The organism is Azorhizobium sp. AG788, assembly GCF_004364705.1.
Classification (GTDB): Bacteria; Pseudomonadota; Alphaproteobacteria; order Rhizobiales; family Xanthobacteraceae; genus Azorhizobium; species Azorhizobium caulinodans.
In genome coordinates, this window is sequence record NZ_SOBM01000005.1 from 504,629 (window position 1) to 518,846 (window position 14,218).

The 14,218-nt window shown below is 65.5% G+C and carries 7 protein-coding genes; 2 read left to right on the forward strand and 5 right to left on the reverse strand.

Annotation, left to right across the window (positions count from 1 at the left end; all coding sequences use genetic code 11):
* Nucleotides 1-30: 30 nt before the first annotated feature.
* From DFO45_RS15645 to DFO45_RS15655, 3 genes are all read right to left on the reverse strand, one after another.
* Nucleotides 31-3,369 carry a transglutaminase family protein gene (locus DFO45_RS15645; protein WP_133865599.1) on the reverse strand — a complete coding sequence of 1,113 codons (3,339 nt, stop codon included), beginning with the start codon at nt 3,367-3,369 and terminating at the stop codon, nt 31-33.
* Between the two features lie 174 nt (nt 3,370-3,543).
* A complete protein-coding gene (locus DFO45_RS15650; protein WP_133865600.1) occupies nt 3,544-6,756 on the reverse strand; it encodes a multidrug efflux RND transporter permease subunit in 3,213 nt (1,070 codons plus the stop codon).
* Between the two features lie 30 nt (nt 6,757-6,786).
* The gene (locus tag DFO45_RS15655) at nt 6,787-8,031 is read right to left on the reverse strand and encodes an efflux RND transporter periplasmic adaptor subunit (protein ID WP_133865601.1); all 1,245 of its coding nucleotides are present in this window, start codon (nt 8,029-8,031) and stop codon (nt 6,787-6,789) included.
* A 419-nt stretch (nt 8,032-8,450) separates the two neighbouring features.
* Here DFO45_RS15655 and secA point away from each other — a divergent pair, with 419 nt between their 5' ends.
* Entirely contained in the window at nt 8,451-11,225 is a 2,775-nt protein-coding gene (gene secA / locus DFO45_RS15660) for a preprotein translocase subunit SecA (protein WP_133865602.1), read from the forward strand.
* A gap of 246 nt (nt 11,226-11,471) precedes the next feature.
* On the opposite strand, the gene DFO45_RS15665 is transcribed toward secA, so the two are convergent.
* Nucleotides 11,472-12,596, reverse strand: a complete 1,125-nt coding sequence (locus DFO45_RS15665) for a hypothetical protein (RefSeq protein WP_133865603.1) — start codon at nt 12,594-12,596, stop codon at nt 11,472-11,474.
* Nucleotides 12,597-12,671: 75 nt separating this feature from the next.
* Nucleotides 12,672-12,941: a hypothetical protein gene (locus tag DFO45_RS15670; RefSeq protein ID WP_133865604.1), complete on the reverse strand. Its 270-nt coding sequence runs from the start codon at nt 12,939-12,941 to the stop codon at nt 12,672-12,674.
* 1,009 nt (nt 12,942-13,950) lie between these two features.
* On the opposite strand from DFO45_RS15670, the gene DFO45_RS15675 reads away from it, so the two are divergent.
* Nucleotides 13,951-14,130, forward strand: coding sequence for a hypothetical protein (locus DFO45_RS15675; protein ID WP_133865605.1), 180 nt, complete (start codon nt 13,951-13,953; stop codon nt 14,128-14,130).
* The last annotated feature ends 88 nt before the right edge of the window (nt 14,131-14,218 follow it).

The following is a 14,218-nucleotide window of genomic DNA, read 5'->3' on the forward strand; positions in this document are numbered from 1 at the left end:
GCATTTGCCGCCCCCGCGTGCCCCGCAGGTTCAGAGCGAGGCCGGCCGGCGCAGGTCGAGCGTCGTCGGGAACTCATTCGGGGCCGTCTCCAGCGGCACATGGGCCATGGTGCCCGGCGTATGGCCGTGGTTCTCGAAGCGGGCGAGGCGCCGCGCCTCGGCCTCGTAGGAATTGACCGGGAAGGTCTCGTAATTGCGGCCCGCCGGATGCGCCACGTGATAGACGCAGCCGCCCCGCGACCGCCCGTTCCAGGTGTCCACGAGGTCGAACTGGAGCGGCGTATGAACCGGGATGGTGGGGTGCAGACCCTCCGGCGGCTGCCAGGCCTTATAGCGCACGCCGCCCACGAAGGTGCCGTTGCGGCCCGTGGGCGTGAGCGGCACGGGACGGCCGTTGCAGGTGAGCACGAAGCGGCCGGGCACGAAGCCCTCCACCTTCACCTGCACGCGCTCCACCGAGGAATCCACATAGCGCACCGTGCCGCCGATGGCCCCTTCCTCGCCCAGCACGTGCCAGGGCTCCAGCGCCTGGCGCACCTCGATGTCCACGCCCGCCCGCTGCACCTTGCCGAAGGCCGGGAAGCGGAACTCGAACTGGGCACGGAACCACTCGGGATCGAAGTCGTAGCCGGCACCCTTCAGGTCATCCAGCACGTCGAGGAAGTCGGACCAGCAATAATGCGGCAGCATGAAGCGGTCGTTGAGGCTGGTGCCCCAGCGCACGCAGCCGCCGTCGAGCGGCTTGCGCCAGAAGGAGGCGATGAGCGCGCGCAGCAGGAGTTGCTGGGCAAGGCTCATGCGCCAGTCCGGCGGCATCTCGAAGCAGCGGAACTCCACGAGACCGAGACGCCCCGTCGGGCCGTCCGGCGAATAGAGTTTGTCGATGGAGATTTCGGTGCGGTGGGTGTTGCCGGTGACATCCATGAGGATGTTGCGCAGCAGCCGGTCCACCAGCCAGGGCGGCGGCGGCAAGTCCGTGCCCGGCATCGGGAATCTGGAGAGGGCGATCTCCAGCTCATAGAGGCTGTCGTGACGGGCCTCGTCGATGCGCGGGTGCTGCGAGGTCGGGCCGATGAACAGGCCGGAGAAGAGATAGGACAGCGAGGGGTGGCGCTGCCAGTAGAGGATCAGGCTCTTCAAGAGGTCCGGCCGGCGCAGGAAGGGGCTGTCCGCCGGCGTGCGGCCGCCCACCACCACATGGTTACCGCCGCCGGTGCCTGAATGGCGGCCGTCGATCATGAACTTCTCGGTGCCGAGGCGGGCGAGGCGCGCTTCCTCATAGACACCGCGCGTCACGTCCACGCAGCCCTGCCAGGTGGCGGAGGGGTGGATGTTCACCTCGATGACACCCGGATCGGGCGCCACCTGAATGACGTTGAGGCGATAGTCGAAAGGCGGCGGATAGCCCTCCAGATGCACCGGCATGTTCAGCTCGGCCGCCGTCGCCTCGATGGCGGTGACGAGGTCGAGATAGGCCTCCAGCGCTTCCACCGGCGGCATGAACACGCACAGGCGCCCGTCCCGCGGCTCCACCGCCAGCGCGGTGCGCACATAGAAGGGGCCGGCCGCTGGGGTGGAGGCGAGATAGCTCTCCACCACGCGGCGCGCACGCGCCGCGGCGGGGATGGGGCCGTCCTTGCCGTCGCGCCGATAGCCCTGGGCCATCTCGTCGGGATCGGGCAGCGGATCGCGCACCTCCAGCGGATCGGCGGCTACCGTGTGCGGATAGAGGGTCGGGGGGATGTAGGCGAGCGAGCTCAGCGGCAGGCGGAAGCCGATGGGGCTGTCGCCCGGCACGAGGAAGAGATGGCCGCGCCGGAATTTCCAGTGCTCGCTGAGCCAGCCGCTGCCGGTCGGCCCCCACACCTGCTGGATCGGCAGGACATAGCCCACCGGCGTGCCGAGGCCCTGCGCGAATGCGCGGGCCATGGTGTTGCGCGCGAAGGGGTCCTCGATGCGCGGATCGCCGGGCTCGAGATTCTCGGGGAGGTTCGCTTCCTTCAGAATGTAGTGGGCGATGTCCTCATAGGCCGGCTGGGCATGATCGGCGGAGAGACCGAGCCGCTCGGCCAGCGCCTGCGAGAAGCGCCCGGCCTGTTCGGGTCCGACACCGTAATTGGTGTTCTCGTCGGCGATCAGCGCATCATCGTGCCAGATGGGCTTGCCGTCCTTGCGCCAGAACAGACCGAAGGACCAGCGCGGCAGCGTCTCGCCGGGATACCACTTGCCCTGCGCATAATGCAGCAGGCCGCCGCTGGCGAAGCGATGGCGCAGGCGGCGGATGAGATCATCGGCCCGAACCCGCTTCATCGGGCCCATGGCGGCGGTGTTCCATTCCGCCGACTGGTAGTCGTCGATGGACACGAAGGTCGGCTCGCCGCCCATGGTGAGGCGCACGTCGTTCGCCTCGAGGTCGGCGTCCACCTTGGCGCCCAGCGCATTGAGGGCCGCCCAGCTCTCGTCCGAGAAGGGCAGCGTGACGCGCGGCGCCTCGGCGACGCGGGTCACCTTCATGTCGAACTCGAAGGTCACCTCGGCCTTCTCGACGAGGCCGGTGATGGGCGCGGCGGAGCGATAGTGGGGGGTCGCGGCCAGCGGAATGTGGCCTTCGCCGCAGAGCAGGCCGGAGGTGGCATCAAGGCCGATCCAGCCGGCGCCGGGGAGATAGACCTCGGCCCAGGCGTGCAGGTCGGTGAAATCCACATCCGTGCCCGAGGGGCCGTCGAGCGACTTCACGTCGGGCTTGAGCTGGATGAGATAGCCGGACACGAAGCGGGCGGCGAGGCCGAGCCGGCGGAGCACCTGCACCAGCAGCCAGCCCGAATCGCGGCAGGAACCCTTGCCGCTCGCCAGCGTCTCGTCGGGCGTCTGCACGCCGGGCTCGAGGCGGATGATATAGCCCACATCCTTCTGGATGCGCTGGTTGAGCTCCACGAGGAAGTCCACCGCGCGGCGCTTCTCGAGCGGGATGCTGGCGACGAAGGCATCGAGCAGCGGGCCGCCGTCCTCCAGTTCAAGATAGGGCGTCAGCTCCGACTTCACCTCGGGCGCGTAGGTGAAGGGGATGTGTTCGGCATACTCCTCGATAAAGAAGTCGAACGGATTGACCACGGCGAGGTCGGCGAGGAGGTCCACCTCGATGCGGAATTCCGTCGCCTTCTCAGGGAAGACGAGGCGCGCCTGCCAGTTGCCGAAGGGATCCTGCTGCCAGTTGAGGAAGTGAGTCTTGGGCTCGATCTTCAGCGCATAGGCCGGAACGGTGGTCCGGGTGTGCGGTGCCGGCCGCAGGCGGATGATCTGGGGCCCCAGCGATACCGGCCGATCATATTTGTAACTGGTAACGTGATGCAGGCTGGCAAGGATGGACATCAGGGATCACCAAGGTCGGCGGGCAACGGCGCCCTTAAGTTAGACAAGGGGTTGCAACCGTAAAGCGCGACTTTGCGGCGGCGGGTGCCGCTTTGCGCGGCACCGACGGCCGCAGTCTATGAATCGGGGATGTAAACGAAACGACACCGGGCAGGGCCCGGTGTCGCGGCAGGATCAGGCTGAAACGTGGGAGGCGCCCTCGGGGCCCTTGTCCCCGTCCGGCGGCGGGGCCCCGTGGCCGGCGCCCCCGTGGGCCGGCGGCGCCTTCTTGAGGAACTTCTCCTCGAAGCGCTGGAGCACCGTGTAGAAGGACGGCACGAACAGCACCGCAAGGCAGGTGGACGCCAGCATGCCCGAGACCACGGCGATGCCGATGGATTTGCGCGAGTTGGCGCCGGCGCCGGTGGCGAATACCAGCGGCAGCACGCCGAGGATGAAGGCGAACGAGGTCATGAGGATGGGGCGGAACCGCAGCCGCGCCGCCTCCACGGCCGCATCCATGATGTCCATCCCCTCCGCCCGCTTCTCGCGGGCGTATTCGACGATGAGGATGGCGTTCTTGGAGGCAAGCGCGATCAGCAGCACGAGGCCGATCTGGGTGTAGAGGTTGTTCGCAACCCCGAGCCCCAGAAGTGCGCCCACGGTGCCGAGCAGCGCCAGCGGCACCGCGAGGATGACCGAGAGCGGCTGGATCCAGCTCTCATACTGGCCCGCGAGCACCATGTAGACCAGCAGGATGGCGAGGCCGAAGACGAAGTACATCTGCGAGCCGACCTGCTTCTCCTGGTAGGACATGGCCGTCCATTCGAAGCCCATACCCTGAGGCAGGGTGGCCTTGGCGATCTGCTCCATGATGTCCAGCGCCTGGCCCGAGGAGAAGCCGCGGGCGTTGGTTCCGACCACGGTTGCGGTCGGATAGACATTGTAGAGCGAGATCAGCGGCGCGCCCGGCAGCACCCGGATGTCGATGAGGGTGCCGATCGGAACCATGGTCCCGTTGCCCGCCTTCACCTTGAGGTTGCCGAGATCCTCGGGCCGCACGCGGAACTTGGCGTCCGCCTGGGCATAGACCTGGAAGACGTTGCCGAACTTGTTGATCTGCGTGACGTAGGTCGAGCCCACATAGCTCGAGATGGTGTTGAAGACCTGCTTCACCGTGATGCCGAGGGTCTCGGCCTTGATGCGGTTGACCTCGACCTCAAGCTGCGGCGAGCCCACCCGGAAGGACGAGCCGACATGGCTGAGGGCGGTCTGGCCGTTGGCCTTCTCGAGGATGGCCTGCGTGGCGTTGTAGAGCAGCTGGTAGTCGAAATTGCCGTTGCGGATCAGCGGCTGCATGGTGAAGCCGGCCGCGTTGCCGATGCCCTGGATGGCCGGCGGCACCAGCACGAGGACCGAGGCCTCCTGGATCTGGCTCATGTCCTTGTTGAAGCGCTCGTAGAGCGAGAGCAGGTCCTCTCCCTTCTGCTTCTCGCGGGCGCCCCACGGGTCGAGCGTGACGTAGAGCACGCCCGCGTTGCTGAGGGACGAATTGTTGTCCAGCACCGAGATGCCGGTGATGGCGATCACATTGGCGACGCCGGGGATCTTCTGGGCAATCTCGGAAGCGTTCGCGACCACCTTCGTCGTGCGCTCCGTGGAGGCGCCGTCCGGCAGTTGCACCGAGATGACGAAATAGCCCTGGTCCTCGATGGGGAGGAAGGCGGTCGGCACGCGGGTGATGCCGTAGCCGGCGACGCCGATGAGGATGAGCGCGCCCACCACCATCAGGGCCGAGTGGTGCACCATGCGGCTGATGAGGCCCGCGTACCAGTGCTCGCACTTGTTATAGACGGCGTTGAAGCCGCGGTAGAAGGCGTTGCGCTTCTCCGGCGGGGTCGGCGGCCGCAGCCACAGGGCGCACTGGGTGGGCTTCAGCGTGGCGGCGTTGATGGCCGAGATGAGCGCGGTGGCGGCGATGACCAGCGCGAACTGCTTGAACATCTGCCCCGTGAGGCCGGGAATGAACGAGGCCGGAAGGAACACCGACATCAAGACGAGGGTGATGCCGATGACCGGGCCGAACAGTTCGTCCATGGCCTTTTCGGCCGCGGGCCGCCCCGGCATGCCCTCCTCGATGTGTCGCGCCACGCCCTCCACGATCACGATGGCGTCGTCCACCACGATGCCGATGGCGAGGATGAGCGCGAACAAGGTGGAGAGGTTGATGGTGAAGCCCATGGCCGCCATGGCGGCGAAGGCACCGATGATGGTGACGGGCACCGTCGTGGCCGGGACCAGCGTCGCGCGCCAGTCCTGCAGGAAGACGATGATGACGACCAGCACGAGGATGCCGGCCTCGTAAAGGGTCTTGTAGACCTCGTCGATGGAGGCGGTAACGAAGAGCGTGGTGTCGAAGGGGATCTCGTAGGCGACACCCTGCGGGAAGCTCGTCTTCAGATCCTCCATCTTCGCCTTCACGCTCTTCGCCACGTCGAGGGCGTTGGCGCTGGGCAGCTGGAAGATGGCGATGCCGGTGGCCGGCTTGTTGTCGAGGGTGAAGGTCTTGCTGTAGCTCTGCGCGCCGAGCTCCACCCGGCCGACATCGCGCACGCGCACGATCTGTCCGCCGTTGTCGTTGTTCACCTTGACGATGATGTTCTCATAGTCCGGCACGTCATTGAGCCGGCCCTTGATGTTCACCGTGTACTGGAAGCTGGTGCCGTTCGGCGCGGGCGGCATGCCCGTCTGGCCGGCGGTCACTTCCTGGCTCTGGCCCTGGATGGCGTTGATGACGTCCGAAGGCGTCAGGCCATAGGCCTGGAGGTGGTCCGGATCGAGCCACACGCGCATGGCGTATTCGCCGGCACCGAACACCACCACGTTGCCGACGCCCGGCAGGCGGGCCAGCTCGTTCTGGATGTTGATGATGGCGTAGTTGGAGAGATAGAGGCCGTCATACTGGCCCGTGGGCGAGGTCAGCGCCACGAACTCGAGGATGGACGTGCCCTTCTGCAGCACGGTCACGCCCTGCTGCTGCACCGACTGGGGGAGCGAGGCGAGCGCGATGGACACGCGGTTCTGCACCAGCACCTGCGCCATGTTCGGATCGGTGCCGATGGCGAAGGTCACGACCAGCGTGTAGGTGCCGTCGCTGGCCGACCAGGACTGCATGTAGAGCATGCCCTCTACGCCGTTCACCTGCTGCTCGATGGGCAGGGCGACCGTATCCACGAGGGTCTTGGCGCTGGCGCCGGGATAGTTCACCGACACCGTCACCGTGGGCGGGACGATGTTGGGATACTGGGCCACGGGCAGGCGCAACACGCACACCGCGCCGATCAGGACGAAAAAGAGCGCCAGGACGTTCGCGAGAACCGGCCGCTCGATAAAAAAGCGCGAAATCATGGTCGCTGCCTGTGTTCGAGGGACCGGAGGTCAGTTCTTGGGCGCAGGCTTGGACGGATCGATCGGCGGCTTGGGCTTGGCGCTCTCGTTCACCATCTGCCCCTTCTCGACCGTGACCTTCGAGCCGGGGACGGCGCGCTGGAGGCCGTTCACCACCACCTGGTCACCCTTGGCGAGGCCCGAGGTGATGGCGCGCAGGCCTTCCGCCTGCATCTGGCCGAGCTGCACGGTCTGCTGCTTCACGATGCCGTCGGACCCGACGGTCAGCACATAGCTGCCGCTCTGGTTGGTGCCGATGGCGGCGTCCGCCACCAGAACCATGTCGGTCGAGGCGCCGAGCGGCAGGCGGACGCGGGCGAAGAGACCCGTCAGCAGGGAGAGATCCTTGTTGTCGAAGATGCCGCGCACGGTGAGCGTGCCGGTATTGGCGTCCACCTGCGGGGCCACATAGTCGAGGTGGCCAACGTGGGGATAGCCCTGCTCGGTCTGAAGGCCGATCTCCACCGGAATGTCGGCAAGCTGCCCCTCGATGCTGCGCAGGGTCTTGCCCTGCTGGGCCAGGGCGTCCTTGATGCGCAGGACCTGCGTCTCCGAGAGCGAGAACCAGACGTAGATGGGGTTGATCTCGACGATGGTGGCGAGCTTGGTGGGGCTGCCGTAGCCGACCAGAGCGCCGACATCCTGAAGGTGGGCGGTCACGACGCCGTCGAAGGGCGCGCGCACCTCCGTATAGCCGAGGTTGATCTTGGCGAGGTCGAGGCTGGCCTGCGCGTTCTGAACGTCCGCCACGGCGCCGTCGCGCTTGGCGCGCGCCTGGTCGAGGGTGGCCTGCGAGGCGAAGTCCTGCTTGGCGAGCTGGTTCTGCCGGTTGAACTCGGCTTCCGCCTGCACCTGGGCGGCCTGCTTGGCGGCGAGCGTCGCCTGGGCCTGCGCCACGTCGGCCTTGTACTGGTCCTGTTCGATGACGAAGAGCAGGTCGCCCTTCTTCGCCATCGCGCCGTCCTTGTAGTTGATGCTGGTGAGGAAGCCCTGCACGCGGGCGTTCAGGTCCACCGTATTGATGGAGGCCGTGTTGCCGGTCAGCTCCAGATAGCGCACCACCGACTGCTCGGGCGCCGGGGCGACCGTGACGGTGGGCGGCGGCGGGGCGACATAGGTATTCTGCTCATTGCAGCCGGCCAGCGCCAGCGCCGCCAGAGCCGGCGCCACGACCTTGACGGACCGCCCCTCGAACGCCGCACCGCGCGCGCCAGCAACCCACGCCCAAACCGTCATAATCGACCCCCGACCTTCACCCGGCGCGAGTGTAAGCAGCGCCCCCGGACCTGTCCATGAGACCGCCATACCAGAGTAACGCCCTGACGACACCCCTCCCTGGCGAAAAGCTGCCCGGATCCGGCCCCTGCCCCGCTCACGCTCGCGGGCCCCGGTCACAAAGTGCCGCCGCGCCGTATTTTCCGGCCGCTCGCATTGACAAGCCGCCGACCCGTTCATAAGTCTCCCCGCGGCGCGTCAGGCGGTTCGCAGCGGCGTTTTTCGGCCGGGGTGTGGCCTAATCGCCGCAGCCCGGCGCCGAAACGCAGCGGACTTGCTGGCGCCCCATTGTGCGTCGATGAGGGCGCCATCTCCCGGAGGGTCCGGCGGCCGTCTCCGCCCTTCCGCTGACGTGAAGACGGCACGGATAGAGACGCACAATGCTCGGTGGACTTGCCCGCAAGATTTTCGGCTCCGCGAACGATCGGCGGGTCCGCGGCTATCGGCCCAGCGTGGAAGCCATCAACAAGCTGGAACCGGAACTGGAGACGCTCACCGACGAGCAGCTCCGCGAACGCACCGTCATGTTCCGCCAGCAGCTGGCCGAGGGCAAGACGCTGGACGACCTGCTCGTCCCCGCCTTCGCCACGGTGCGCGAGGCGGCCAAGCGCGTGATGGGCATGCGCCACTTCGACGTGCAGCTCATCGGCGGCATGGTGCTGCACGATGCCGGCATCGCCGAGATGCGCACCGGCGAGGGCAAGACCCTGGTCGCCACACTGCCCGTCTACCTCAACGCGCTCGCCGGCAAGGGCGTCCACGTCGTCACCGTGAACGACTACCTCGCCCGACGCGACGCGGAATGGATGGCGAAGGTGTACGGCTTCCTCGGCCTCACCACCGGCATCATCGTCCACGGCCTCGACGACGACCAGCGCCGCGCGGCCTACGCCTGCGACGTGACCTACGCGACGAACAACGAGCTGGGCTTCGACTACCTGCGCGACAACATGAAATACGAGCGCGCCCAGATGGTGCAGCGCCCGCACTATTTCGCCATCGTGGACGAGGTGGACTCAATCCTCATCGACGAGGCGCGCACGCCGCTCATCATCTCCGGCCCGCTCGACGACCGCTCGGACTTCTACAACACCATCGACAAGTTCATCCCGCGCCTCTCCAAGGGCGACTATGAGGTGGACGAGAAGCAGCGCTCCGTCGCCATGACCGAAGCCGGCATGGAGAAGATGGAGCAGATGCTGACCGAGGCGGAGCTGCTGAAGTCCGGTTCGCTCTACGACATCGAGAACGTCTCCATCGTTCACCACGTCAATCAGGCGCTGCGCGCACACTCCCTGTTCCAGCGGGACAAGGACTACATCGTGCGCAACGACGAAGTGGTGATCATCGACGAGTTCACCGGCCGCATGATGCCGGGGCGCCGCTATTCCGAAGGCCTGCATCAGGCGCTGGAGGCCAAGGAACGGGTCACCGTCCAGCCGGAGAACCAGACGCTCGCCTCCATCACCTTCCAGAACTACTTCCGCCTCTATGAGCGGCTTGGCGGCATGACCGGCACGGCTGCCACCGAGGCGGCCGAGTTCGCCGACATCTACAAGCTGGACGTGGTGGAAATCCCCACCAATCGCAAGGTCCAGCGCATCGACGACGACGACGAGGTCTATCGCACCAACCGCGAGAAGTTCGACGCCATCGTCAAGCTCATCCAGGAGTGCGCCGCGCGCAAGCAGCCGGTGCTGGTGGGCACGACCTCCATCGAGAAGTCCGAGCTTCTGGCCGAGCGGCTGAAGCAGGCCGGCATGCGCCAGAAGGACTTTTCCGACCGCGCCGCCTTCACCGGCAGCTCGGACGGCAGGAGCTTCGCGGTGCTGAACGCCCGCTACCACGAGCAGGAAGCCTTCATCGTCGCGCAGGCCGGCGTGCCGGGCGCGGTGACGATCGCCACCAACATGGCCGGCCGCGGCACCGACATCCAGCTCGGCGGCAATGCGGAGATGCGCATCAGCGAGGAGCTGGCCGACCTGCCCGCCGGCCCCGAGCGCGAGGCGGCGGAAGCGAAGATCCGCGAGGAAATCGCCGCCCTCAAGCAGGAGGCGCTGGCCGCCGGCGGCCTCTTCGTGCTCGGCACCGAGCGCCACGAGAGCCGGCGCATCGACAACCAGCTGCGCGGCCGCTCGGGCCGCCAGGGCGACCCCGGCCACTCCAAGTTCTTCCTGTCGCTGGAAGACGACCTCATGCGCATCTTCGGCTCCGACCGGCTGGAGGGCATGCTGAAGCGCCTCGGCCTGCAGGAGGGCGAGGCCATCATCCACCCCTGGATCAACCGGGCGCTGGAGAAGGCGCAGCAGAAGGTCGAGGCGCGCAATTACGACATGCGCAAGAACGTGCTCAAGTATGACGACGTTCTCAACGACCAGCGCAAGGTGGTGTTCGAGCAGCGGCTCGAGCTGATGAATGACGAGGACGTGGCCGAGACCGTGGTGGACATGCGCCACGACGTCATCACCGATCTCGTGGCCAAATACATTCCGGTCAATTCCTATCCCGAGCAGTGGGATGTGAAGGGCCTCGACTTCGCCGTGCGCGATGTGCTCACCCTCGCCCTTCCGATAGAGGACTGGGCCAAGGAGGAAGGCATCGCCGGCCCGGAAGTCACCGAGCGCATCATCCAGAAGGCCGACGAGTGGATGGCCTCCAAGAGTGCGCAATATGGCCCCGAGCTGATGCGCTATGTGGAGAAGTCGATCCTGCTCCAGACGCTGGATCACCTCTGGCGCGAGCACATCGCCATGCTGGACCATCTGCGTCAGGTCATCGGCCTGCGCGGCTACGGCCAGCGCGATCCGCTGCAGGAATACAAGTCCGAGGCCTTCCAGCTCTTCTCGGCCATGCTCGGTCGCCTGCGGGAGATCGTCACCGCCCAGCTCATGCGGGTGGAGATCGTCTCGACCCCGCAGCCCACCGAGCTGCCGCCCATGGAAGCGCACCACATCGACGCCTCCACGGGCGAGGACGAACTGGCCTCCGCCAGCGCCGCCCTCAGCGCCCGCCCGGAACTGGCGCTGGCCACCGAAGTCCCCGCCGCCGACCGCGACCCCAACGACCCCTCCACCTGGGGCAAGGTGGGCCGCAACGAACCCTGCCCCTGCGGCTCCGGCAAGAAGTTCAAACACTGCCATGGGCGGTTTGCCTGAGGCAGGGCGCGACGGAATGAAAAAGCCCCGGACGGGTGACCGGCCGGGGCTTTTTTTGTGGGCGGGTGGAGGCGCTGGCCGGACATGCCACATAGCGGCCTCACTACTGCGCTTAAGCGATACTCTACGCGTAGTTTTGTCGTAATGGGTAATAAGAGCCGCCACCGCAAGCAGAAATAAAGTTTCAACGCATCTTGTTCGGTTTATACCTCACAGATTACCCATCCCATAAACAGATGCCGCTCATCAAATTCGCTTGTACGTCTTCCCCGCCAGTACACGCTTAACTTGTTCGACGTTCCGGGCCTGGACGATGCTGGCGATCTGACTCACAGCTTTCCCTTCAGCGGCGAGCTGACGGATACATACGACCTGAGCGGGCGTCAGAACATCACTGCGGCCAGCAAGAACCTTTAAGTAGAAATCATCATCCAGCCAAAGCTTGGACAACAGCAAGTTTGGTACACCTGCGACCCTGCCGCCGCTGGCCCGATATTTAGCTTTCGCATATTCGGCGATAGCGGCATCGCGCTCTTCTAGCGTAACTTCGACACGCGATGTGAGGCGGTGTTCGTGAAGGAAGCGGAGACCTTTGAATCCGCCGGGAATCATATTGAGCGAATTACCGGCGACCATGTGCATGTCGACCTGCTCCTCCTCCCAATCCATGATACCTTTGTATGTATGATTCAGAACAACTAGCTCAGAACATAAAATTACTTTGGCATTTCCTACATAAGAACGCCAGGCCACGTGGAATTTCTTATTGCTACCAGATCGCACTTCTTGAAAATGTTCCTCCATACGCTGAAGCCAGTTCCTCGTGGTAATGCCAACATAATACCACTGCTCTAATGAACGGCCCTCGTCGAGAAAAGTGATTGAATGGCAGTATCCTTGAGCGCCCAAAGTGACGTCGCCCCATCCCACCATCAGCGCCTGCAGAGGTACGCTGATATTTCGTGTCAGACCATCCGTCTCCTTGACCATGATATGAAGCACTACGCGTCGCTGCTCGAACGGACGCTCGAATCCCGGATTATCAAAATACGCTTTGAATTGAATATCGGTGCTTTTTGTTTCTACGTCGTAATAAAAAACCACATCAGCGTCGATCGGCAGCATGTCGCAGCGCGTCAGCACTCTTCCCACCCGCTCGTTATCTTCCAATAGGCGCCGCGGGATAGAGCCAACCTCAGCCTTGAAATTCTTTTCTGCGGCTTTCAGGAAGTTGAGCAGCTGGAAATACAACAACGACACGGGCAGAGACCCGATCTTACCGTGCCGCAGATCGCCAATCAGATGATGAAACGAGTGCGGATCAAGCAGATTGCTTTTGGGCACGGGGCGTCGGGCGGTGGAGACGGGCATTCTTGGCATACAGGAAATTCCTAACCTCTATATCTAGCGATCACGGAGGCTGTCAGTTTATTTGAGCATTTAAGTTCAAAGTGCGCGGGCTTTTTTTCGCGCCAAGCGCTTTGACCGCACACCGCCCATTCGATCAACGTCTGCTTTTGATACCATTTGCAGCACCGTTGCCCACTCGTTTCCAGCCCCCAAGCGGACATTCAGATGCCCATTGCGCAGGGTCTGCTCTTGGCGTGAGCAGACATCATGCCCGGCGATGCGGCCGTGGTTACAGACCAAACGCCAGTTGAGCGTGCGCATGGAGGAGAGCCGACGGGCGATGACGAGGGTGGCGAGCCCTTCCATCAGCCTCACCACGACCGCCCAGCCACGCGAGGTTCACGGCAGAGACGCGAAACCCGACCCATGAGCCTCAAGTGGCCTCGCGTGTCCTGAAGATGCTTCGCCTCCGCAGAACGCACACCCTTTCTCGGCGCCCCTTCACGTCTGCGGGAATGCCCCAAGCTGCGACATTCCGGACCTAGGCCACGCGTCTGCAACCCTGTATGCAGATTAAATCCTATCAATAATGATATATTGATATGATATTGAATGCATTTCCGCATCGCGGCGGTGCAGGAGGAACAGACGTGACCACTCCGGGGCTGAGGATCGAAGGCCGGGACGCGGGCGGTTCGCACGCGCGGGTGTTCGGGAGGCAGATCATCTCCACGGCCCAGCACCCCCCATAGCGGGACGCATCCCGTCATCGCGGCCGGGCAGACGAGGGCTTTCCTGTCACTGCCATCAGAGCCCGCCCGGACGTTCGAGGGCTTGGGCTCCTTCCCGCCCGTCTACCCCCTCCCAACCCTCCCCCGCAGGCGGGAGAGGGCTTTCCCCGCGAGGTTTCGGGCGTGTCGCTGCCGGTGGCGCGACAGGCCCCCTCTCCCGCCTGCGGGGGGGGGGGGGGGGGGGGGGGGGGAGGGGGGGTTCGGGCGCGCGCCGCCGCCCCCTGGCCTCCACGACCCCCCTCCCCCCCCCCCCCCCCCCCCCCCCCCCCCCCCCGGGGGGGGGGGGGGTCTTCCCCCGGGGGTTTTGGGGGGGGTCGCGGGCGGGGGCGCGACGGCCCCCCCCCCCCCCCGGGGGGGGGGGGGGGGGATGGGGAGGGGGAAGGGTCGTTCGGGAACGTCCAGACGGCCCCTTGCCTACCCGAAGCCCCTTCCGCATCGCCCGTCACCGCCCCTGCCCTCCAAGCGGAAGGCCATCATCCAGACCCCGAGACGAAGCCCCCTGCTCCGCCTTGGCTCATCCCCCAGACCGGGCTCCGTGATCCTGAGCGCCCCGCTCGGTAGACGGAGCCCAAAGAGACACTCCCATGGAAATGATCGACCTGTTCCCCATCGTCTTCGGCACCTTCAAGGTGGTCGTGCTCGGCGTCTGCATGTACTTCGCCATCAAGTGGCATCACGATCAGGCCAAGCTGAAGAAGAAGGCGGCCGAGGAGCAACAGGCCGCCGCCGGCGCCCCAGCACACCCGACCGGGACGCCGCTCTGAGGGCCTGCGCGCCTTTTTCCTCGCCACCCGCCTGCCCCCTCCCAGCCCTCCCCCGCAGGCGGGAGAGGGCTTTCCCCGTCAGCTTCGC